Origin of the sequence: Arachidicoccus terrestris, assembly GCF_020042345.1 — a bacterium.
GTDB lineage: Bacteria > Bacteroidota > Bacteroidia > Chitinophagales > Chitinophagaceae > Arachidicoccus > Arachidicoccus terrestris.
On the sequence record NZ_CP083387.1, the window covers coordinates 1,707,067 to 1,728,200 of the forward strand.

Genomic DNA, 21,134 nt, shown 5'->3' on the forward strand with positions numbered 1-21,134 from the left:
AGTCAAATATATAACATTTAACTGACTTCAAACCAATGATCAAAAAAAAACTGCCTTAATAGTGAAATAGGCCGCTAAAATCAAGGCGTAAAACTATCTGTCCGGCGGTGCGCATAAGACGCACTGTTGGCACCGAGCATCTAATGTATATCCGCTTCAACCTCTTCCATACTGGCCGTAAAAAACTTTGCTATCCGGGGCTGGAAATCAGCCAATAAAAATAGCGAGCCTGGATAAATTTCATACGGTTTGCTAACAGCTGTTGTTGTGTCTGGACTCTTTTTTTTCTAATTTCAGAGCTATATTTTATTTGCACAGCAATTTATTTTCGGAAAATATGAATGAAGTATTAGCGCATTTTTTAAATAATATCCATTCCAAAAACCCAGGCGAGCCCGAATTTTTACAAGCCGTCGCCGAAGTAGCTACGTCGATCACCACTTTTATCCAATCTGAGCCGCGTTATAAGAATACCAAAATATTAGAGCGGATGGTTGAGCCTGAACGCGTCGTCATCTTCCGGGTACCCTGGCTGGATGATAAAGGTGAGATTCAGGTAAACAGAGGATTTAGGGTGCAGATGAACAGTGCGATCGGGCCATACAAAGGTGGCCTGCGGTTTCACCCGTCTGTAAACTTAAGTGTATTAAAGTTCCTGGCTTTTGAACAAATATTTAAAAACAGCCTTACTGGCCTTCCAATGGGGGCGGGAAAGGGAGGTTCGGACTTTAATCCAAAAGGGAAGTCGGACAATGAAGTGATGAAATTCTGCCAGAGTTTTATGACCGAGTTGTATCGCCATGTTGGCGAAGACACGGATATCCCGGCAGGAGATATTGGGGTAGGCAATCGCGAAATCGGATTCTTGTTTGGTCAATATAAGCGCATCGTCGGTTCATTTAACGGGGTATTAACTGGGAAGGGTAATGAGTGGGGAGGCAGTCAGATACGGCCAGAAGCAACCGGGTATGGCTTGATTTATTTTGTAGATGAAATATTAAAAACAAAAAACGATTCTATAAAAGGAAAAAATGTAACGATTTCAGGGTCGGGCAATGTGGCACAGTTTGCGGCAGAAAAATGCATTGAAAATGGGGCTAAAGTCTTGACCATGTCTGACTCTCACGGTTTCATTTATGATCCGGCAGGTATTGACAAAGAGAAGCTGGAATACATAAAACAATTAAAAAATAAAACACACGGACCGATTAAAGAATATGCGGCCAAATTTCAATGTGCCTATTTCGAAGGAGAAAGGCCCTGGAAAATAAAATGTGATATCGCACTGCCGAATGCTACACAAAATGAACTGGATGCAAAGGATGCGGCGTTATTAGTAGAACAGGGTTGTATCTGTGTCGCTGAAGGGGCCAATATGCCATGTACCCCCGACGCTGTAGCCGTTTTTCTAAAAGCGAAGATATTTTATGCGCCTGGCAAGGCTGCAAATGCCGGCGGCGTCGCTGTTTCAGGCCTGGAAATGTCCCAAAACTCGCAGCGTTATTCCTGGACCCGTACAGAAGTGGATCAGAAGCTGAAAAGTATCATGCGTGAAATACATCAGCGCTGTTTGCAATACGGTAAAGAGCCTGATGGCTATATCAATTATGAGCGAGGCGCTAATATCAGTGGTTTCGTAAAGGTAGCTGATGCCATGTTGGCCCAGGGAGTTGTCTGAACGATTCACAGGGTATCACATCAGGCGGGCAGCGGGGAAAAAGCCCTGCCACCAGCTGCAATTGAGAAACCGCTTTTGCTTAAGGCCATCTAGTTTCATGTTTTGATGATGCCGGCACGCCCGCTTAATTAGCAGACTTTGGAAGAAATCCCATCGTCTGCATCCAATAAGCCAGATCTTTCATCCATACGTCTCTGGGCGGAACTTTGCCGAATCCATGACCGCCCACTGTATACAGATGCATAGCAGCGGGAACCTTGTTTTTGAGCAAAGCTTCATAAAACCGGAGGCTGTTTTGCACAACCACAACACTGTCATCCTCTGCCTGAATGAGAAATGTCGGTGGCGTTTCCGGAGTCACCTGCTCATCATTGGAAAACTGTTTGATCGCAGCTTCACTTGGCATCTTTCCAATAAGGTTGGTACGTGACCCGATATGCGCAATATCTGATCTAAAACTAATAACCGGATATACCAACACCAGAAAGCTGGGGCGCAGGCTGACCTGATCCTTATTATTGATGAATGCTTTTTTATAATGTGTGCCTATTGTAGAAGCCAGATGACCTCCGGCCGAAAAGCCCATGACACCCACTTTACTTGTATCAATATGCCACTTCTCCGCCTGACTCCGGACCATATAGATAGCTCGCTGCGCATCCTGCAGTGGGCCGGTGGACTTGTCCTGCATAATTTTGTCGTCAGGCAACCGGTACTTGAGAACAAAAGCAGCAATCCCCATATCCACCAGACGCCTGGCCATTTTATATCCTTCACGGTCAATTACTAAATTATGGTAACCACCACCGGGGCAAATAATAACAGCAGTGCCATTTGCCTTTTCAGGAGTTGGCAGAAAAGGAGTCAGTGTCGGAACTGAGACCTTAGAAACCGAGGAACCGTCTTTACCCGTTTGTTCAACATCAGGGCCGGCAATAGCATCTGGAATAGCTCCATTATATAGCGGTATAGGTTTTTGAGCCACTGACGGTAAAACCACAAGTAACAACAAGGCTACACAACAACTTTTCAGGGCTTTCATTACGGGCAAAATATAAGTTTAAGAATATTGCAGATTCCGGACTATGTCGGCGGTATATGCTTCACGAATATAATGAATAATCCTAAGGAAATGATTACGGCGGCTATAAAGCTTATAGAAAAAGCTTAGCCCTTTAAAAACACCATAATCAAAATAGCAAAAAACTGGCCGGCTCGACTTCTGAATGTGAACGCCATAGGCATCGCTCGGTGACAACCATAATATTGCGCGAATAGACTGGCCGTCGTTGGAATAGAAGCAGCAAAATAGACGATTTGTATCTTCTCTTTCTGTGTGGAAGCAACAAAGACAAAAGCAGGATAATTGAACCGATAGAAAGATAAGAATTGCCAATATATGTCATTATAAAAAAGAAAATATTTTCTATCCCCTTATCTTCTTTAGGTATTTGAATAATTAATATAGAAAACAATTAACTTTATAGCGCCTTCGATTTCCGTGCATATGTTCATCAATTTTTAAACAAATAAATTCTAGTAACTATGGAACCATTTCTTGCGCAAATCATGTTATTTGGAGGGAATTTTACAATTCGTGGTTGGGCACAATGTGACGGCGCTCTGTTACCCATTGCCCAGAACTCCGCTCTATTTAGTCTGTTGGGAACTACCTATGGAGGCAATGGCCAGACGACATTTGCGCTGCCGGACCTGAGGGGACGCGTCGCAATTGGTCAGGGGCAGGCTGTAGGCGGGTCCTTCTACACCTTAGGTGAAGCCGCAGGTTTTGAACAGATGACCCTTACTACCCAGCAAATGCCCATTCATCACCATGGATTAATGGCGAAAAATGCCACCAGCTCGACTGATGTGCCCAGCTCGACAGTGGTACTTGCCAAAGGGCCAACATTCGGAAGCGGCCCCACTGCACAAATAGGAAATATATATTCCACTGAAGCACCCGATACTATGTTATCGCCAAATTCTATTTCAGCTGCCGGGGGCAATCTGCCTTTCTCTATTAAACAACCTTATCTGGTCTTGAACTACCAGATTGCATTAAATGGCGTATTCCCGTCCCGAAACTGATAAATGCTAGCATGAAAAAACTGAAAATAGGGTTTCTGATGCCTTATTCAGGCATTTATCCCTATTATGGACATCATATGATGGCTGGACTACAACTTGGGATGCAACCTGGTGGTATCCATAAAAATAGGGCCATTGGCACTCTTGATTGCGACTTTGTTCCGGTATTTACTAAAAGAGGTGACCCCACCACACTTAAAAATGCTATGGAGCAGCTGTTGTTTTTTGAGAGGGTGGACCTGTTGTCGGGCTTAGTGAGTTACCGCACAATGCCCGAATTAATTCCCTTGATCAATAAACAACAGAGGCTGGCCATATTTTTTGATTTGGGAGAGCATATTCCCCATCGGGACGTCATCAGTCCTTATGTTTTCTACGCCTCCCAGCAAATATGGCAATCAGAGTATGTTTTGGGTGCCTGGGCACAGGAAAAGTTCCGCAATCCGGGGCTTGTCGTCATGCCATTATATGAATCCGGATATCAACTGCACAGCTCTTTTTGGGAAGGTATCCAGTCTGCAGGGGGACAGGCACTTCATATCCATACGCTCGCCCGGGAGAAGAGTGACCATCAGGTTTTAGACCTGGCCACCTTTTTTGATGCCATTGCAAAGGAAAAACCGGCATTTGTACATGGGATATTTACCGGCAATCAGGGCGTGGATTTCATAAGGCAATGGATACAGTCTCCCCATTATAATAAGATACCCCTAGTGCTCGTAGAGAATATGGCTTACGAAGATATATTAGACGATGTCCTTGATACGAATGTCACTTTTTACACGGCCAGTTCCTGGAGCCGTGAAGATGAAAACCCGGAGAACCAGAAGTTCGTACGCAAATTTGAATCTTCCAGCGGGCAAAAAGCGAATATCTTCGCCTTGTTGGGATATGAAGCAGGGTTATTTATGCGCGAGATCCATGCTGCTGTATTAAAGGGAGATACCATGCAGGCTATAGAGTGGCTTCACCGCGAATCTATCAAAGGGCCAAGGGGCTTTCGGAACTTTGACCCGCTGAATATCCGTCCCCTGGATTCTGTGGATATTCTCCAGATACGGGTGCATAATAAAAGTATCCGTAAATTGATTGTAGGGCAGGCTGGCGGCGGCCTTATGTCCGCCGAACGCAGAGAGACAATCACCGCTCAGAGTGTAAGTGGCTGGCAGAATCCTTTTCTGTGCGTCTGACCTGGAGCGTAGATTAAGCCGACGGGCGATATACTCATTGAAAGTGATATTGGATTTATATTCCAATAATTTGTCAGCATCATAGCCCGAGACAACCCTAACGGGTTCACGAATCGTAATTGTCAGGGACTGCAATGACTATAGCGATGATTATCTATAAAAATGGCATTGTTAGGCAGGCTCACTTTCCTTTTCAACAGGCTTCTTACGCCAAAAATTTGCCAAAAGCGACCCCGAAATATTCATCCATGGACTGAATACCGCTGCCGCCAGGCCCACGGTTGCCAGTTTGCCCATACTACCTGCTAACCCAGAGGCCATGCCTCCGTTTTGCAATCCCACCTCAAAAGCAATTGTCCTCGCTGAGTTCTTGTCCAGCTTAAATATACGGGCTAACCAATAGCCAAAGAAATAGCCGGCTCCATTATGGATGACCGCCGCCAGAAACAACCATAAGCCTACCTGCAAAAGATGGTCACGCCCCGCCGCTGTGGTAACAGTGGTAAAATAGACAATCCCGAACATCGATAGATAAGGGGTTAATTGATCAATCTTTTTAAACCGGGTATAAACAAAATGATACAAAGTGCCGACGATAAATGCACCTGTGAAGAAGTTAAAAATAGTGACAGACTGTATCACACTTAGAGATTGATGACTAAACCAGCTATCCCATAAGAAAATAAACATGATGCATAACCAAACACCGCATAAAACAGCGATCCTATTGATGGTCTTTTTCCTTGCCGCGGGCGCCTGTTTGAGATAATCATGTAATAAGGCAGCCCCGATAGGAACGATCACCATCTGAATAATCTCAAGCATCATGGGAAGGAATTTCACTTCTACCAGTGTTCCGGCCAACAAATGCATCAGCAGCGGTGTCAAAAATGGCGCCGCAAGTGTCGCGATCGCCGTTACCGTGACCGAAAGAACAAGATTCGCCCGGGCCAGATATACCATCACATTGGATGCCAGTCCGCTTGAGCAAGAACCAATCAGAATAATACCCGCAGCGATCTCGGGATCAAATGAGAAGACCTTGGTTAAAATAAGTCCCATGATCGGCATAATGGAAAAATGGCAGATCAAACCAATGAGTACGCCTTTACCGGTACGCGCCAAACCCGAGAAATCCCGGATGCTCATTTGTATGCCCATGCCAAACATTACAAACTGCACAACCACCAAAATGAGCCACCTGTCGCGTAAATCGACCGGCCCCCATTTGATGAATGACTGAGGATAGATCATGGCCGCTACAACTGCCGCAATGATCCAGGCCGTGTATTGATAGTTCTTCAATTTGTCTACGGCACCTATGCCAATGGCCAATCCAATGGCAGTACAAACGGCGGCTGGTTGCCAAAAGGCAGGTTGTTGTTGCCATAAACCATAAAGAAGAAAAAGAGCGGCAACAGCTGTAATTCCGAGGCAAATTTTTCGCAGATACTTCATAATATATCCTTAGCTGATGTTGGCAATATACTGGAGCGCAGTTGGTGGACTCGTGAGAATCGGCACACGTTTATCTTCTTCGCTAAGCGTGTCTACCACACGGGCCATACTGGCCTGGGCGAGTAAAATTACATCCACTTGTTGGGCTAGCTGTTTCAGTGCATCAGCGACAAGCCGATCATGTCTTTTGGCATCGCCAGCCATTAAGGATTCGAATGCCCCTTCACATACGGTTGCCGTCAGCTCGATCTGCTTACCTGCTGACTTTGCCCTGCGTTCTACGAGGTCAGCTGTGGGCTGCAACGTCGTCTGCAATGTGGCAATGACACCAATACGCTGGCCGGTTTTAACCGCCAGATCAGCCATTGGCTGATCTACCCTGAGCACCGGTACAGTAGTTTTCTCAGCCGCGGCTTCCACAGCAGCGCCGATAGAAGAACAGGTAACAAGGATATAATCCGCTCCGGTGTCTTCCGCTGACATGACGTAGTCTGCCACACGTTTATAAATAGCCGCATCCGCTTTCCCTCCCCGACTGATAATATTCTTCACTAAGCTATCATCAACAATATTAAATAACTTTGTATCCGGTAGATGCTTTTCAGCAAGCTGCTGAAAAACAGGTATCAATGTCGCTGATGTATGAATCAGGCATAATGTCTCTGGTTTCATATTTTATTTTTTTGAAATACTACCTTTTAAAATATCTGTAAAATAATATTCGTTACCTACCTGGCCGCCTTTAAAGTTTATTTCGATCCCATCGATCGCTTCTTTTGAAGCATGTGCTCTGCAGAGAGGGGCACCAAATGAAAATGGCCTTATCATTTCTACAGCGGTTATGCCTAGGTTACGTGCAACATAGCTAGACGTATCGCCTCCGGCGATCACCAGCCGTTGTAGAAGCCCGGATTTTGCTACCTGAAGGGTTATCTGTCCGAGCACACGGCCATATACCTGCGCCGCCCTAACACTCACTTCGTCGTCCGCATACCCCTGCTCTATCAGTAGTTCATGCGTTTCTAGCTTCCTTGGATCATCTTCGTCCAGATGGGTATGTATAATAACAGGATATCCTTCCTTCATAAAGGCAATTGCTTCACCAGCGCACCGTTTGATAACCGCTTCGCATTCTTCTTCAGAAGCGAAGATAAGCGCCGGTATAGCTACTGTTTTAAAGCCCTGACTGACTGCATGGCTGATCTGCTTTGATGTCACCGGAGAGCAGCTACCGGAAAGTACTAATACACGCTTTGTTTCTTCCAGTTGCGGCCAGTTGCTTATTGCTGTAGTAGCGTCAAGATTTTCCCAATAGGTTCCCCAAGCCATCTCCACGCCTGAAGATCCGATAGAAAACAATGGAGCTTCTTTTATATACTGATCCATTACAGTTGCAATGATAGTCAAATCGCTTGTCTCCATAGCGTCAAACAGTATGAGCCGGTCGCCGCTCTCTGTGCACCGTTCAAGTTTATTTTGTATTGCTACAGCTCCTTCTTTGATTGAGAGAATGTCGACCAAACCTACAGGAAGGTTTGTCTGTGCTGCCAAGTGAAGCCGAAGATCGGCTTCTTTCATCGGAGTAACCGGATGCTTGCTGATAGAAGGGTGTCGGTCCAGGCGATAAATTTCGCCCTGACTGCCAATTCCCATCTGGGCAAAATGATTACCGAATAAAGTATACCTTCCTAAAGTCGGTGCCGCAAGAAGAAGCGGTATAAAGGCAGGCTTAAAAATTGCCGCACCTACTTCCGCAGCTACTCCAATGTTTCCGACCCTTGGTGAAGAATCAAACGTAGAACAGACTTTGTAATGAAGCTGCTCAACGCCTAAAGCATTCAACGCGTTGAATGCTTGCTGAAGTTCAGTTCTCATGGCCTCTGGCCCCATAGCCCTTGTCATACCCGCAACTCCGATAGCTTCTATATCCGGATAATACTGCAACTGCTCAGCGGTCGGCACCTCCATAAAAAGCACCGTTTTGATACCTGCCCTGCTTAAAAATTCCAGCGCATCAGTCGAGCCTGTAAAATCATCTCCGTAAAAGGCAAATAAAAGTCGCTTTTTCATCTTTATTTATTTGGCGAATTTTTTCAATGACTTGGCGAACTCGGGGTATATCTTTGCCGCATCTTCAATGGCTAATCCGTTTACGGCCCCTTCCCATGCCTGTTTCAACGCCACAACGCCTCCTTTAGGGCCATCCGGATGTGCCAAAATCCCTCCACCAGCCAGATAAAGCAGATCGACCGTCTTTGTTCGCCGATAGGTTTCAAAAGCCTGGCCTCCCCATTGACCGGATGAGACAACCGGTAGCAAATTTTGACCACTTAGAAATGAATTTAGGCAAGCCTCTATTGACGTAACAACGGAGTCATCGGATTCCCAGAACTTATTCTGAATACCGTTGACATGCAGCTGATCAATCCCTGCCAAACGCCAGAGTTTCTGATAGGCTGTAAATGAAATGCCTAATAACGGATGACGATTTAACATGCCCCAGCCATTGCGATGCCCGTGTATGACTAGCGCCCCCTGGTCGGAGACTTTCTTAACCCCGGAAAGCCCCACGCTGTTCACACTGATCATAGCGCAGGTTGCTCCCGCCTTAACCAGATAATCGTAATGTGTTAGCATTGGATCTAGTTCGTCGCTGATGTTGAAGGCATACATCGCCTTTTTACCTGTCTGTTCTGCATAGTCATTGATAACTTTCATCACAGCATCGACACGGGCCTCAAATGGCGAGTTAGCCGCGGAAGCCTGCAGTTCATCATCTTTGATAAAATCGATTCCTGCATGAAGCAAAGTCTTCACCAATGCAGCTGTATCATCGGGCGTCATTCCGATGCTTGGTTTGATAATAGTACCTATCATTGGGCGCCCATATACGTTCGTCCTTTCCCGGGAACCAGCTACGCCAAAACTTGGTCCCCTAAAATGGCCGCCATAGGAAGAAGGAAACTGGATATCCATCAGCTTTAATCCAGTAAACTGGCTGAGCTCATATAGATTTCCTTGCAACGTTGAAATAAGGACTGGTAAATTATACCCGAAATTTTCAATCGACCATGACACCTCGATATATGCACGGTTATAGGCGCCTGATTTTGCCTTTGGACTCGGAATGGCAGGCTCCCCTACCCTCTCCAAAATCTGAACACTTTCTACACGAGCCGCAAAACGTTCTTTCAATGCCGCCGTTTCTCCTGGCACGGAAACAAATGTACCCGACGACTGCTCACCGGCGAGTACGCTGGCAGCCAGCTCTACGTCAAAAGAAGTTTCTACATAGTAAGTAGCTACGATTCTTTCCATTATAAAATCTTATATAAGTATAATTCATTCCCTATATCGTATCATTTAATGAATCTTGTTCCCTGAAAATCAAGCAACCCAACGCCTGCATTTAAAGTAAAAAATAGATAAATATAGTTCCAACAAATATAGCGGCAGGTGGCATAGCGACATTATAAGATGAGCCCAAAATATTATAGGATATTAGCTTCTATTTGCAGACCCAACCTGAATCATTTTGCAAATAGCCTTCTCGTATGATAGTTTCACCCGGTTATCAAGAAGTAGCGATAAAGGTGCGGTGAAAAACTTGCGTTAGCATTTGAACAGGGAATATACCCCTACATTTGGGCATTCAATGAAAAAACGGGAAATCAGGCAAAGCAAATTCCCTGTTACCTACGCACCAATTGTAGGCTTATAAAAAAAGATTTAAACTTATACTGAGAGCTGATGGAAGCATCATTTAACTGCACCGGATCATGATTTTGCCGGAAATATATAGTCGCGGTAAGCGGATATAAAACCTGAGCAAGCTCCTATGTCGGAAAAATATAGTACATTCATTGTACGCTCCAAATTGACCCATTAAAAGCCATGCTTTTTCTATGGCAATGTAAATTTAGTAATGATCATGAGTACATTAATTGACAATTTGTCTTTTGCAGTCACCGCTGCAGTCAAAGCGGGCGCAGAAATTTTGCAGATTTACAGGTCTGAAACAGCTGCAGACCCAGAACAAGCGGAAACGCCATCTGTGGAAGCAGGTCGCAGAGCGCTTCAGTTAATAAAGCAAACGCTGAAGGAAACCGACATCCCATTGCTGAGCCCGGAAGGAGAGGCCTTTTCAGAAGCTGAGGGCAGCCCTCACGCGCTTTTCTGGCTGGTGTCCGTCCTTAACGACACCGGGGACTTCGATAAGAGGAAAAGGAGCAGCGAGTTTACAACGAATATTTCCCTTATCAAGAATGGCTTTCCAATACTGGGTGTAATTTATGCCCCTGCCATGAATAGACTGTACTTCGGCGAAGAAGTTGCAGGAAGTTTTAAACTTGAAGCACAGCAAGAAAAGAGCGAACTTGCCAATCTCTATGAGGAAACTGCAAAGGCTTTGGCGGAGAATGCACATAATGTCACTAAAGCCCAGCAGGATGATACGGTAGTAGCTCAGACAGTTCCAGCATCAGTAGCCATGGGAAGTATATCAGCGCAGCAGTTACCAATAGATTCTTTCCTTTCTGAAGGCAGGCCCTACACCATTACAGCCAGTAGTTCAGAATCTGGTCCGGAAACCAATGCATTCATTAACAATAAAAAACAACAGTATGGAAATGTCGATATCGTCTTCGTGGACAGTTCATTACAATTCTGCCTGGTAGCAGAGGGTACTGCTGACATCTATCCCTCACTGGCGCCAACGAAGGTATGGGCCGCAGCAGCCGGTCACGCCATCGCTAAATTTGCTGGCTGCCGGGTGATAGAACCGCAAAGTGGTTCTGAACTGCGGTATAATAAGGAAAACATGCTAAATCCATCGTTTATAGTGGAACGTTAAGGCCATTTGGAACGACCGGAAATACCAGATGTATGCAATTCAGTTTAAGTAGCACCTCACTCTCAACTGGACAGGATTTCTATCTTATTTTGATATAAAGCAACGACTTACCGAATAAGTTCAGAGATTATTTAAGCGGTTTCACAGTAATGTTTTTGAACCACAAGGAACTCCCGTGATATTGCAAACCAATATAACCGGATTTAAAAATTCCGTAGTTTTCACTATCGGCCCATTTGCCCGCTTTTTTACGTGCATACCAATCCTTCGACCAGGGTTCAAAACTCAAAAGCTTCACGCCATTCAACCAATACTCGGTTCTGCCGGGTGCTACAACAATTTTAGTCGTATTCCATTCGCCAACTGGATGCAGATTTTTTTTTGACTCATCAGGTGCATACATGGCATAATCAGCGCCTGTCTTCTGCCAGTCCTGCAATTGCTCCGGATGTTCCGCTTTAAAAAGCGAATTATAAGATCTTAATTCTTTACTATGCATCTGAGCATAATTTACATCATCGATTAGTTGATACTCCGGGCTCACACTTGAGGGAGTAGCTTTTCCCTCCTGCACATGATAGTAAATACCACTATTGCCACCGGGACCAATTTTCCAATCGATTGACAGCTCAAAATACCGGAACTCTTGGCCCGCGAATATTACATCCAAACCGCCTTTGTAACTGCTATCGTGTTTAGCTTTATCATTCACCCATATCATTCCATTGCTGATCGTCCACCCGGGCGGTAGCGTTTTAGCGCCAAATCCACGCCATTTAGAGGCATTGGTTTCATCTAAAAGATTGATGGGCCTGGAAGCAGCAGTAACTGAAACTTCTCTTTTACGGACGGGAGTGTGATCAGCCACCTGATCAAAAAGGCTAAAGAAAGGAATCAATAACAGTGGCACTAAGGATAATGATTTCATTCAGCTAAAATAACAAAAAATATTCAGCCGCGACCATAAAATCGGTAGTGTCCCGTCAAGTTAAAGATAAGTCTTGAAAAAATATGATTCTATGGATTTACAGCCGAAAAAATAGTCGGTGGCAATTCTAAGTACCTTTTGTATGCTTATTGACATTAATACACTATCTCTGTCGTGCGTAGTGAGAAAGTTGGCACGTAGTCCACTGTTATTAATGCAAGTTGAATAATCTCCGGTCTAGCATCTTATAAATTAACAAATAAAAGAAGATGACTAATTCTATGCTCACAAATACAAATGTGATTATATGCATCTGAGTTCCAAAAACGACCATGCTGCATCTGATTACTTTCTAAATAATCTTCTCAAAAAAAATAATCGATAGCCCAGGTTAAATTCATCATAGATTTCAAAACCAAACTTCTCATACCACGGCAAGTTCTTTAAGGTAGAGGTCTCTAAATAAATAGACAGATGTTGTTCTGTTGCTATTTGTATAACCGAGCTCATAAGAGCAGTTCCAATACCTCTATTTTGGTCGCATGGGTGTGTACCGATAAACCATAAATATACCATATCCACCTCAGGTTGAATCCTTTTAATAACTGATTCCCTAGAAAGCGTTTTCTTTAAATTTCTAAGCCCGACACACCTAAATATTAATTTGGCATCGAGCAAAATAGTCCTAATACTCGATTTCTTTTTCTGAGGATATAAAATAAGAGCACAAGCATTTTCATCAATAGAAAGTAACACCTTACCGAACAAATAGCACATTTCAAAAGAATAACCCATCAAAATACGGATTCTTTCAAAACGCTTTTCATCTTGTTTTACAATATAATTTATACTTCGATTAGCTTCAAAAGATTTAGCAAGAATATCTACTATTAATTCTTTGTCTGCTCGATTAGCTATTTTCATAGGTTCAATTAAATTCCCAAAAAAATAATTCCTGTTTTAATTACTATAGAAACAATAATACGAACCATCCTCCTCACTACAAAATCCGGCGCAACAAAAAATTATTTAAAGATATCTCAGTGAGTAGATGACAACCAAGACAGCCATAACCAACCATATTCAATCAATAAAGATGAATAAACATAGTCTTATAGACAGTTTTATTCATTTTCACTAATACGAAATGTAAAACAATTATGGATTCTATTAAATTTGGTTTATTGCACTTAGCACTAAACTAGAAGTATGATTTGGCAGACTATTCCAGTATTTTTTCAGGATCTCATATAAATACCTTTTAGTTAGGAACAGCGTAATGTATTATCTATCTCGATTCTTGAAAGAAGACGAGGTAAGAAATCAATAATACTCGCAACACAACTTATTTAAACATAAAAAAATATTACGAGTTACGCCACCTAACAAAAAAAATTTCACTGGTGTCCGGTAAAAATATGATATAAAATAGGCCAAAAAGCAAAGGGCGCTCCTAAAGCCGTTCAAAATGGTTAAATTTGAATTGCTAACAACAAAAATATAACCATGGGCAAAAAGTAGTCATTTTACCGGACAGCCGATTTTTATCAGATAATTTCTTTTTTGGATAACGGAAATGTTAAAAAATTAGCAGAAGAAAATGATGCCGAAAGATATGTAAAGAAGTTTTCGACATACAACCACCTAATTTTTATGCTTTTTTGTTTTTAACGGCTATGATTCAGTTAGGCAGGTTATCTTAAGCTTGTTGGCCAATGCCGACAAACTTAACCATTTAGGGCTAAGTTATATTGTTAGGGTAGTATACTTTCAGAAGCGAATATGCTCCGCAAGAGTAAGGTCTTTGAAGGAATTTATATGGATTTATATAATGCGCATAGTGGAAGTTTAACGGACAGCCGATTAAGCAAGGATGGGCTTAAACGCCTAGACGTACCCCTCTCGACGACTATAAGCCTGTTCTCTAATATTTTGAAAGGGATTGAACGAATTAAAGCCAGTGAGCATGTGTCTTGTTTGATAAGGTTCACATCTGCAGCTGTCCATGATCACACCAGCCTTTCAGAAATATATGCTCTTCCTGAAGGCTCTATAGTAACCTTTCATAAAGGATATTTAGATTAGGAACGAATATCAAATATTTACTGAGTGTGGAATTGTATATGTTAGTAGACTAGGTAAAGCGCAAATGGGCATTTGCAAACTTTGTCTCCGTAGTACGGCAAACGTTAATGGGCTATATCAACCTATTTAAGTTTCTTGCAGATCCGGAAGAATCCTGGAATACAACAATAGCTTAGAAAAAAGATAGTTATGCAAACTCCTTACTCCCTCAATGAGGGGCTTGGTTTTAAAAACAAAAAACGCAACTATTGATTATCAATAGTTCTCAACAAAATAAACTCCGGTATTTAGGTTTACCGGACAACAATGAAAATTAAATGTATAATAATAAAATTAAACTTCATGAACGACATATTTATTAATGGTTTGAGGTTTAAGTACCCGAAGGAGAAGCATATTTTAAATGGATTAAATATGCATGTCAAGAAGGGCGCGATTTATGGATTTATTGGAGCTAATGGAGCCGGGAAAAGCACAACCATAAGACTGATTCTCGGCTTACTTAAAGGCCATTGCGATGAAATTGAAGTTTTAGGAGAAAACCCTAATGCTTCAGGTTCAAAACTTATAAATAATATTGGGTTTCTTATAGACAAACCTGTCTTCTACAACCACTTGACATGTGAGGAAAATTTAAGATTACTGTGTAAATATTATAATCTTAAAACTAAAAGTATTCAGATCTCACTGGAAAGAGTTGGTTTATTTGATTCTAGAAAGACGATGTATCGAAACTGCTCTACTGGAATGAAGCAAAGATTGGCCATCGCAAAAGCAATCGTACATAAGCCTAAATTATTAATTCTTGATGAGCCTTTTAATGGAATGGATCCGGAATGGATCGTCCAAATTCGGCTTTGTCTTCAGGAAATAAACAGTGAGGGTGTGACAATATTTTACTCAAGCCATTTATTAGCAGAGATGGAAAAATTAGTTACTGATATTGGAATTATCAAAAACGGCACAATGATTATTGAAAATTCTATTAAGAACATAGTCGCATCTGACTCTGACAAAATTAAGGTACGCATACACGTAGACGATGCCGTTAATATTGAGAATATAGAGCTAGTTCCTGGACAAATTGAACTGATTAACAAGCCAAAAGGAAATTGCCTTTTATTTGAAATCAGCGAAAGAAGGCATCTTAATAAATTAATATTGAATATTATAAACCACAGCCTTATAATAACTGATATTGAAGTTATTAAACCGAATCTAGAAAGTTTTTTTCTTAACTATATAGCTTAACATTTATGAAAAATATACTTAATGTAGAATTTTATAAGCTAAAGAGAATCAAGTCCCTCTATTTAATTATTATTTTACCTGTAATTTTAATTGGAATGTCTATTTACGATTTTGCCAAAAATGTAGGCCAAATGGGTGCTAACTCTAGTGCAGGCAAACTTTTTCTTTATCACATGTTTTTAAACTTTTTTACTTTTTTCTCACCTTTTTTTATTGCATTATTTGTTTTTTCCTTGGTGCAATTAGAGTTTAAAAATGGATCCTGGGAAAACCTTCTCTTACTGGCTAGAAGTAAATCTAAAATATACCTTTCAAAACTTATTGTCGCTATAAGTATGACCATTATATATTGTTTAGTAACTTACTTACTTTTTACTATTGCAAAAAAGGGGTTATCCGTTGCATACCCAAAGTTACTACTTAGCGGTTTCGCGGACTGGCCAATTCTAGTTCTATTTCTCCAATATACTTCCATATATGTAATGTTGACAACTTTCTTTTTTAACCTATATTTATACTTCGAAAATCCTATTACTTCCCTTGGCATTGTTTTTTTTCTCTTAGTTACTGGTTTAGTTGTAATGAACTCTAAATTCTATATTTATATCCCTCTTACATACAGTTATAAATTGATGCAATATTTTAATGAAGCCAGGTACTGGAATGAGTTTACTAGAATGTCCATTCTCTGGCTAATCATTTTCCTTGTTTTCGGTTACATCCTATTTTTACGTTTTTGGAAAGCCCAAAAGTCATAAATGAGATATTCGGTACGTATATTTAGGATTAGCTATTCATTCTGACACCCTCACCGTCCGGCTAATTGTTCCCCTTACTGGGCCAATAGAGATCTTTCATATCCTAGAAATGCACTCGCCGGGCGCACCAAATAAAAAAGACCCACAAATGCGGATCTTTCTAATTGATTGAAAATCTCGTGCCCAGAACAGGAATCGAACCTGCACTCCCTTGCGGAAACCAGATTTTGAGTCTAGCGCGTCTACCAATTCCGCCATCTGGGCTCTCTATTTGAGATGTGCAAATGTAAGGTCTTGAAAATTATCCGCAAAACTATTTTTGACTAATTATTCGCAGCAACTTTTCTTGCGCCAGAATATTTTGCGCATGACCCGAAGTATCCTTTTAAACGTATTCATAACTCTAAATTTAAAGAACAGACCCGAAACCATGATTTCCCGGTACAAATTTACAAATACAGATAGAACGGATTCAGTAACTCCCTAAACTTTAAGGAATATTGTTGTTTTAGATCTCTAATTAGGATCTCTTCCACATGATTTTCAAGCTCTTTTCTGGAAAACAGTTGGATAACCCTAAAATAATCATGCAACTGTGTATGAGCAACTATATATTCCAGATAAGGAAACAGTGTATACTCCTTCGCAATTCTGATCATCTCCTCTCTTCTGCTAAAAGGAATCAATACCGCAAATATCCCTTCCGGCTGTAGTAGCGCTTCTGTATTTCTGACGAGTCCCTCAAATCCCAGGTCTGTACTATGCAGCGCCTGATTCCTTTGATTGTCAGCGGATTTTAGGTCGCCTTCAAAAAATGGCGGATTAGAAAATATCAGATCGTATTTTGCAATATTATTTTCCTCTATGCTGCCATACGACCTAAAATCAGCCTGGATGGCTGTCAACCTATCCGGCCAGGGGCTGACGGCAAAATTCTCCTTTGCCTGCTCAAAAGCCGCCTCATCCAGCTCTATTGCATCTATCTGAGCATCAGCGTGCCTTTGGGCATACATCAGGCTTAAAAGTCCTGTACCGGTGCCAATATCCAGTATTCGGGTACGATTCTGATCAATACAGGGCAATAAAGCGCCAAACAGGCAGGAATCGGTACAGACCTTCATAGCAGTCTTTCCCTGCTTCACCTCAAACTGTTTAAACCTGAAAAAATCATTGCCCATGGCGCAAAAATAGGCAAATACGGCCGCTCTTATCCCACTAATGTGCTCTTTGCGCATAAGAAAGCTTGCCGCCCATCCAAAATATTGGGAGACTTAGCTGCAAAACTTTATTTTTGTTCCATGGTAGAAATTACGGATCAACTTATTGATGATTTAGCCCATCTTTCCCGGCTCAGTTTTGATGCTGAAGAGAAGGAGGCGATCAAAAGTGATATGGAGCAAATGGTCCTTTTCGTGGAGAAGCTTAGTGAAGTAGACACAACTGGCGTTGCACCGCTATTGCATATTACCCCGAATCAAAACGTTTTCCGGGAAGATGAGGTGGAAGGCAGCATTTCCCGGGAGGAGGCTCTTAAAAACGTCCCTAAAACGGATGGCACCTATATTCTGGTGCCTAAAGTCATCAAAAAATAATATCAAACCAGTCACCGTATGTCAGGCATTATTCATTTGGACAAAATAGAGAAGCAGTATTTTATGGGCGGACATGGTATCCCTATCCTAAAAGGCTTATCCCTGGATATCTATAAGAATGAATACGTGGCACTTATGGGGCCTTCCGGTAGTGGCAAAAGTACCCTTATGAATATATTGGGTTGTCTGGATACACCAACAGGAGGAACCTATATCCTGAATGGCCAGGACGTCAGCAAAATGGCGGATGACCAGCTGGCCGATATCCGTAATGTAGAGATTGGTTTCGTATTCCAGCAGTTTAACCTTCTTCCAAGGTTAACTGCAGCAGAAAATGTCGCTTTACCACTGATCTATGCGGGTGTCGGAAAAGAAGAAAGGATTGAAAGAGCCGTAGCCGCACTTGAAAAAGTAGGCCTGGGAGACCGTAGCCATCATAAGTCCAATGAAATGAGCGGTGGTCAGATCCAGCGTGTGGCCATCGCCAGGGCGATCATCAATAATCCGGCTATTTTATTGGCAGATGAGCCGACCGGTAACCTGGACTCTAAAACATCTGTAGAAGTAATGGAGATCTTTTCACAGATCCAGGCTGCAGGTAATACTGTTGTACTGGTTACCCACGAGGAAGATATTGCGGAATACGCCAAAAGAGTCATCCGTTTAAAGGATGGCATTATAGAATCAGATCAGTTAAATGAGCATCAGACGCAGACGGCGTCAGCAGCAAATATATAATACAGTTACGTGGCAAAGATTTATACGAGAACAGGAGATCAGGGAAAAACAGGGTTAATAGGCGGTACGAGGGTGTCAAAGGGTGCATTACAGGTAGAATGTTACGGCACTTTAGATGAATTAAACGCACATTTGGGTCTTTTAATATGCCAGCTTGAGACAACGATTTCAAGGCCCATGCCCATTCTCGTCAGGATTCAGAAACATCTTTTTGATATGGGAGCCATTCTGGCACTGGATCCAGCAAAAGCAGATAAATTCAATTTACCGGTTGTTACTTCTACAGATATTACCACCCTGGAACTGGAAATCGATGAAATGAATTTCCACTTACCTAAAATGACTCATTTTATTCTGCCGGGCGGCCATCACGTAGTCGCACAGGCACATATTGTGAGAGCAGTCTGCAGAAGGGCAGAAAGGCTCTGTGTCGGGTATATCAGCCAGGTGAAATCAAGTGAAAATTCCTTTGTCACCAAGACTTATCCCATCATCATCCAATACCTCAACCGGCTCAGCGATTACTTTTTTGTATTAAGCCGTTATATCGGGTATTTACTGAATATACGGGAAAACAAATGGGTTCCCGAGTCGTAAAGACCAGGACTAACCTTCTATAATCACCCCATCACTCATCTTCAGGATGCGGTCGCTCATTTCTGCGAGTTGTTCATTATGGGTGACAACCAAAAAAGTCTGATTAAACTGCTTTCGGAGATCCACGAATAAATCGTGCAGTTCTTTTGCGTTATGGCTATCAAGATTCCCTGTCGGTTCATCCGCAAAGACTATATCGGGTTTATTGATAAGCGCTCTGGCCACAGCTACCCGTTGTTGCTCTCCTCCGCTCAACGCATGAGGTTTATTATCTATTCTGTGTGAAAGACCTAAAGTATCTAATAATCTTTTAGCCTCATTTTCTACATCCCTTTTACGATAACCCGCCAGCCAACCAGGAATACAGACATTTTCCAGGGCGGTAAATTCAGGCAACAGGTGATGGAACTGAAAAACGAAGCCAATGTGCTTGTTTCTGAATGCAGCCAGCTTCTTATCTTTTAACTGGTGAAATGCCTGTCCGTTCAGGTAGCATTCTCCCCTGTCACTGCTGTCCAGGGTGCCCAAAATATGCAATAAGGTGCTTTTCCCGGCACCGGAAGACCCAACAATGGAAACAATTTCCCCTTTTTGGATCTCCAAACTGACGCCTTTCAGCACCTCTAACTGGTTATATCGCTTATGAATATCAACGGCTTTTAGCATAATATTTGACTCTTCTAACTGCAAACATAGGGTAAAAATATGTTTTTGAAATATTTTAACGATATGTTAATTCATTGGACGGCAAATGCTATTTGGTAGTTCAGATTGATAACTTACATTTGCCGAAATTTAAAACCGAAAGCTATGTTTTGGACTTTAGAATTAGCCAGCTACCTAGAAGATGCTCCCTGGCCCGCAAGCAAGGATGAGTTAATTGACTTCGCAATTCGTTCCGGCGCTCCAATTGAAGTGGTGGAAAATCTACAGGAGCTAGAATACGAAGGAGAAGTCTATGAAAGTATTGAAGACATATGGCCGGACTATCCCAGCCAAGAGGACTTCATGTTTAACGAAGACGAATATTAAACCCACTAAAAATTAAGCATCGAATAATTTAAAAGCTATCCGGAAAATAACATATCAGATATTAAATTCCGGGTAGCTTTTTTTATGCCTGTACGACAAGGTTATCCTTTCTTAGTAAGGTAAACCCATTCATAAAAAAGCTGGTCGACAATCAAATGCGGACCAGCTTTTTTATGGATAAGACTTTTTTTAAACCATCTTCTCTTCTTTATGACTTACCAGAGCTCTTCCAGTTTTATATTGCTCAAACGGAATGAAGCGCCCACCATAAGAGAATAATACCGGCTACGGCTGTTGGTACTCTCATAAAAATCAATACTGCGGGAGAACTCTCTTCTACTACCTTCGGCAAATAGCTGTATGTTTGGATTGACCAGATACCGTACACCAATACCGCCTCTGAAGTTAAACCCGTTGTTATTGGGTTTATCATAATCGGCATCATTTTTCTGATAGCCTGTCAATGCGTAAAAGCCACCACCTACAAACACATAAGGGGATACTTTGTGCGTTGTCAGGTCCAGAAAATTATATTCCGGTAAAACAGACACTTCAAAGATATTTGTCTTAAACTGGCCGGCGCGATCAGTGCCTCCTTCTACTAACTGCGGGCCATTATCTTTAGACAGAGAGCCATACATAAAGGTAGCACGTACATTAAAGTTCTTGGCGATATCATAACGATAAAAGGCTTCAAAACTAGGATGACTTTCCTTTAGGGTAAAGGCGGTCTTATTCATAAAACCACTGTAGTTCATCACGCCAACACTTACACCAATCTGACTTCTTTGTCCAAAATCCAACACTTGTGCCGAAGCACCCACTGCCATCGCACAAAAGGCGATCACCATCGGTAATATAAATTTGTTTTTCATAGAGGTTAT

21 protein-coding genes and 1 tRNA gene are annotated in these 21,134 nt (G+C 42.1%); 11 read left to right on the plus strand and 11 right to left on the minus strand.

Going from position 1 to position 21,134, the window contains the following annotated elements:
- The first annotated feature begins 337 nt into the window (after window positions 1-337).
- Window positions 338-1,678 carry an NADP-specific glutamate dehydrogenase gene (gene gdhA, locus K9M52_RS06880; RefSeq protein ID WP_224071320.1) on the plus strand — a complete coding sequence of 447 codons (1,341 nt, stop codon included), beginning with the start codon at window positions 338-340 and terminating at the stop codon, window positions 1,676-1,678.
- Between the two features lie 124 nt (window positions 1,679-1,802).
- Here the strand turns inward: gdhA and K9M52_RS06885 are convergent, their stop codons facing one another.
- Window positions 1,803-2,720, minus strand: a complete 918-nt coding sequence (locus K9M52_RS06885; RefSeq protein WP_224071321.1) for an alpha/beta hydrolase — start codon at window positions 2,718-2,720, stop codon at window positions 1,803-1,805.
- A gap of 503 nt (window positions 2,721-3,223) precedes the next feature.
- Here K9M52_RS06885 and K9M52_RS06890 point away from each other — a divergent pair.
- Entirely contained in the window at window positions 3,224-3,769 is a 546-nt protein-coding gene (locus K9M52_RS06890; RefSeq protein WP_224071322.1) for a phage tail protein, read from the plus strand.
- An 11-nt stretch (window positions 3,770-3,780) separates the two neighbouring features.
- On the plus strand, window positions 3,781-4,959 hold the full coding sequence (locus tag K9M52_RS06895) for an ABC transporter substrate-binding protein (RefSeq protein ID WP_224071323.1): 1,179 nt from the start codon (window positions 3,781-3,783) through the stop codon (window positions 4,957-4,959).
- A 171-nt stretch (window positions 4,960-5,130) separates the two neighbouring features.
- Here K9M52_RS06895 and K9M52_RS06900 read toward each other — a convergent pair whose 3' ends face one another.
- The 4 genes from K9M52_RS06900 to K9M52_RS06915 are packed head-to-tail and all read right to left on the minus strand — an operon-like array spanning window position 5,131 to window position 9,735.
- Window positions 5,131-6,417 (minus strand): bile acid:sodium symporter family protein, encoded by a 1,287-nt coding sequence (locus tag K9M52_RS06900; protein ID WP_224071324.1) that lies wholly within the window; start codon window positions 6,415-6,417, stop codon window positions 5,131-5,133.
- 9 nt (window positions 6,418-6,426) lie between these two features.
- The gene (locus K9M52_RS06905) at window positions 6,427-7,089 is read right to left on the minus strand and encodes an aspartate/glutamate racemase family protein (RefSeq protein WP_224071325.1); all 663 of its coding nucleotides are present in this window, start codon (window positions 7,087-7,089) and stop codon (window positions 6,427-6,429) included.
- A gap of 3 nt (window positions 7,090-7,092) precedes the next feature.
- A complete protein-coding gene (locus K9M52_RS06910) occupies window positions 7,093-8,487 on the minus strand; it encodes a four-carbon acid sugar kinase family protein (protein ID WP_224071326.1) in 1,395 nt (464 codons plus the stop codon).
- A 6-nt stretch (window positions 8,488-8,493) separates the two neighbouring features.
- The gene (locus K9M52_RS06915; protein WP_224071327.1) at window positions 8,494-9,735 is read right to left on the minus strand and encodes a ribulose-bisphosphate carboxylase large subunit family protein; all 1,242 of its coding nucleotides are present in this window, start codon (window positions 9,733-9,735) and stop codon (window positions 8,494-8,496) included.
- 613 nt (window positions 9,736-10,348) lie between these two features.
- Here K9M52_RS06915 and K9M52_RS06920 point away from each other — a divergent pair.
- Window positions 10,349-11,269, plus strand: a complete 921-nt coding sequence (locus K9M52_RS06920; protein WP_224071328.1) for a 3'(2'),5'-bisphosphate nucleotidase CysQ family protein — start codon at window positions 10,349-10,351, stop codon at window positions 11,267-11,269.
- A 127-nt stretch (window positions 11,270-11,396) separates the two neighbouring features.
- On the opposite strand, the gene K9M52_RS06925 is transcribed toward K9M52_RS06920, so the two are convergent.
- The gene (locus K9M52_RS06925) at window positions 11,397-12,197 is read right to left on the minus strand and encodes a 3-keto-disaccharide hydrolase (RefSeq protein WP_224071329.1); all 801 of its coding nucleotides are present in this window, start codon (window positions 12,195-12,197) and stop codon (window positions 11,397-11,399) included.
- 345 nt (window positions 12,198-12,542) lie between these two features.
- Window positions 12,543-13,121 (minus strand): GNAT family N-acetyltransferase, encoded by a 579-nt coding sequence (locus K9M52_RS06930; RefSeq protein WP_224071330.1) that lies wholly within the window; start codon window positions 13,119-13,121, stop codon window positions 12,543-12,545.
- Window positions 13,122-13,751: 630 nt separating this feature from the next.
- Here K9M52_RS06930 and K9M52_RS19185 point away from each other — a divergent pair.
- From K9M52_RS19185 to K9M52_RS06945, 3 genes are all read left to right on the plus strand, one after another.
- Window positions 13,752-13,868, plus strand: coding sequence for a DUF4372 domain-containing protein (locus K9M52_RS19185; RefSeq protein ID WP_224071859.1), 117 nt, complete (start codon window positions 13,752-13,754; stop codon window positions 13,866-13,868).
- Window positions 13,869-14,624: 756 nt separating this feature from the next.
- Window positions 14,625-15,533, plus strand: a complete 909-nt coding sequence (locus K9M52_RS06940) for an ABC transporter ATP-binding protein (RefSeq protein WP_224071331.1) — start codon at window positions 14,625-14,627, stop codon at window positions 15,531-15,533.
- Window positions 15,534-15,538: 5 nt separating this feature from the next.
- Window positions 15,539-16,291 (plus strand): ABC transporter permease, encoded by a 753-nt coding sequence (locus tag K9M52_RS06945; protein ID WP_224071332.1) that lies wholly within the window; start codon window positions 15,539-15,541, stop codon window positions 16,289-16,291.
- Between the two features lie 180 nt (window positions 16,292-16,471).
- Here K9M52_RS06945 and K9M52_RS06950 read toward each other — a convergent pair.
- A tRNA-Leu gene (locus tag K9M52_RS06950) sits at window positions 16,472-16,555 on the minus strand.
- A 185-nt stretch (window positions 16,556-16,740) separates the two neighbouring features.
- Window positions 16,741-17,526, minus strand: a complete 786-nt coding sequence (locus K9M52_RS06955; protein ID WP_224071333.1) for a tRNA1(Val) (adenine(37)-N6)-methyltransferase — start codon at window positions 17,524-17,526, stop codon at window positions 16,741-16,743.
- A 63-nt stretch (window positions 17,527-17,589) separates the two neighbouring features.
- On the opposite strand from K9M52_RS06955, the gene gatC reads away from it, so the two are divergent.
- Genes gatC through K9M52_RS06970 form a run of 3 tightly spaced genes read left to right on the plus strand, consistent with a single transcriptional unit; the run spans window position 17,590 to window position 19,218 of the window.
- A complete protein-coding gene (gene gatC / locus K9M52_RS06960; RefSeq protein ID WP_224071334.1) occupies window positions 17,590-17,883 on the plus strand; it encodes an Asp-tRNA(Asn)/Glu-tRNA(Gln) amidotransferase subunit GatC in 294 nt (97 codons plus the stop codon).
- Between the two features lie 18 nt (window positions 17,884-17,901).
- Window positions 17,902-18,621, plus strand: coding sequence for an ABC transporter ATP-binding protein (locus K9M52_RS06965; protein ID WP_317197283.1), 720 nt, complete (start codon window positions 17,902-17,904; stop codon window positions 18,619-18,621).
- A gap of 9 nt (window positions 18,622-18,630) precedes the next feature.
- On the plus strand, window positions 18,631-19,218 hold the full coding sequence (locus K9M52_RS06970) for a cob(I)yrinic acid a,c-diamide adenosyltransferase (protein WP_224071335.1): 588 nt from the start codon (window positions 18,631-18,633) through the stop codon (window positions 19,216-19,218).
- Window positions 19,219-19,227: 9 nt separating this feature from the next.
- On the opposite strand, the gene K9M52_RS06975 is transcribed toward K9M52_RS06970, so the two are convergent.
- A complete protein-coding gene (locus K9M52_RS06975; protein WP_224071336.1) occupies window positions 19,228-19,884 on the minus strand; it encodes an ABC transporter ATP-binding protein in 657 nt (218 codons plus the stop codon).
- Window positions 19,885-20,028: 144 nt separating this feature from the next.
- On the opposite strand from K9M52_RS06975, the gene K9M52_RS06980 reads away from it, so the two are divergent.
- Window positions 20,029-20,250 carry a DUF2795 domain-containing protein gene (locus tag K9M52_RS06980; protein ID WP_091397889.1) on the plus strand — a complete coding sequence of 74 codons (222 nt, stop codon included), beginning with the start codon at window positions 20,029-20,031 and terminating at the stop codon, window positions 20,248-20,250.
- A gap of 215 nt (window positions 20,251-20,465) precedes the next feature.
- On the opposite strand, the gene K9M52_RS06985 is transcribed toward K9M52_RS06980, so the two are convergent.
- Window positions 20,466-21,125, minus strand: a complete 660-nt coding sequence (locus tag K9M52_RS06985; RefSeq protein ID WP_224071337.1) for a DUF6089 family protein — start codon at window positions 21,123-21,125, stop codon at window positions 20,466-20,468.
- Window positions 21,126-21,134 lie beyond the last annotated feature (9 nt).

What these genes read in the sequence shown, in the direction of transcription:
- K9M52_RS06985 (WP_224071337.1), bottom strand. Translation starts at nt 21,125, where the DNA reads ATGAAAAACAAATTTATATTACCGATGGTGATCGCCTTTTGTGCGATG.
- K9M52_RS06895 (WP_224071323.1), top strand. Translation starts at nt 3,781, where the DNA reads ATGAAAAAACTGAAAATAGGGTTTCTGATGCCTTATTCAGGCATTTAT.
- K9M52_RS06890 (WP_224071322.1), top strand. Translation starts at nt 3,224, where the DNA reads ATGGAACCATTTCTTGCGCAAATCATGTTATTTGGAGGGAATTTTACA.
- K9M52_RS06910 (WP_224071326.1), bottom strand. Translation starts at nt 8,487, where the DNA reads ATGAAAAAGCGACTTTTATTTGCCTTTTACGGAGATGATTTTACAGGC.
- K9M52_RS06955 (WP_224071333.1), bottom strand. Translation starts at nt 17,526, where the DNA reads ATGCGCAAAGAGCACATTAGTGGGATAAGAGCGGCCGTATTTGCCTAT.
- K9M52_RS06965 (WP_317197283.1), top strand. Translation starts at nt 17,902, where the DNA reads ATGTCAGGCATTATTCATTTGGACAAAATAGAGAAGCAGTATTTTATG.
- gdhA (WP_224071320.1), top strand. Translation starts at nt 338, where the DNA reads ATGAATGAAGTATTAGCGCATTTTTTAAATAATATCCATTCCAAAAAC.
- K9M52_RS06930 (WP_224071330.1), bottom strand. Translation starts at nt 13,121, where the DNA reads ATGAAAATAGCTAATCGAGCAGACAAAGAATTAATAGTAGATATTCTT.
- K9M52_RS06945 (WP_224071332.1), top strand. Translation starts at nt 15,539, where the DNA reads ATGAAAAATATACTTAATGTAGAATTTTATAAGCTAAAGAGAATCAAG.
- K9M52_RS06975 (WP_224071336.1), bottom strand. Translation starts at nt 19,884, where the DNA reads ATGCTAAAAGCCGTTGATATTCATAAGCGATATAACCAGTTAGAGGTG.
- K9M52_RS06905 (WP_224071325.1), bottom strand. Translation starts at nt 7,089, where the DNA reads ATGAAACCAGAGACATTATGCCTGATTCATACATCAGCGACATTGATA.
- K9M52_RS06885 (WP_224071321.1), bottom strand. Translation starts at nt 2,720, where the DNA reads ATGAAAGCCCTGAAAAGTTGTTGTGTAGCCTTGTTGTTACTTGTGGTT.
- gatC (WP_224071334.1), top strand. Translation starts at nt 17,590, where the DNA reads ATGGTAGAAATTACGGATCAACTTATTGATGATTTAGCCCATCTTTCC.
- K9M52_RS06980 (WP_091397889.1), top strand. Translation starts at nt 20,029, where the DNA reads ATGTTTTGGACTTTAGAATTAGCCAGCTACCTAGAAGATGCTCCCTGG.
- K9M52_RS06900 (WP_224071324.1), bottom strand. Translation starts at nt 6,417, where the DNA reads ATGAAGTATCTGCGAAAAATTTGCCTCGGAATTACAGCTGTTGCCGCT.
- K9M52_RS06940 (WP_224071331.1), top strand. Translation starts at nt 14,625, where the DNA reads ATGAACGACATATTTATTAATGGTTTGAGGTTTAAGTACCCGAAGGAG.
- K9M52_RS06920 (WP_224071328.1), top strand. Translation starts at nt 10,349, where the DNA reads ATGAGTACATTAATTGACAATTTGTCTTTTGCAGTCACCGCTGCAGTC.
- K9M52_RS06925 (WP_224071329.1), bottom strand. Translation starts at nt 12,197, where the DNA reads ATGAAATCATTATCCTTAGTGCCACTGTTATTGATTCCTTTCTTTAGC.
- K9M52_RS06915 (WP_224071327.1), bottom strand. Translation starts at nt 9,735, where the DNA reads ATGGAAAGAATCGTAGCTACTTACTATGTAGAAACTTCTTTTGACGTA.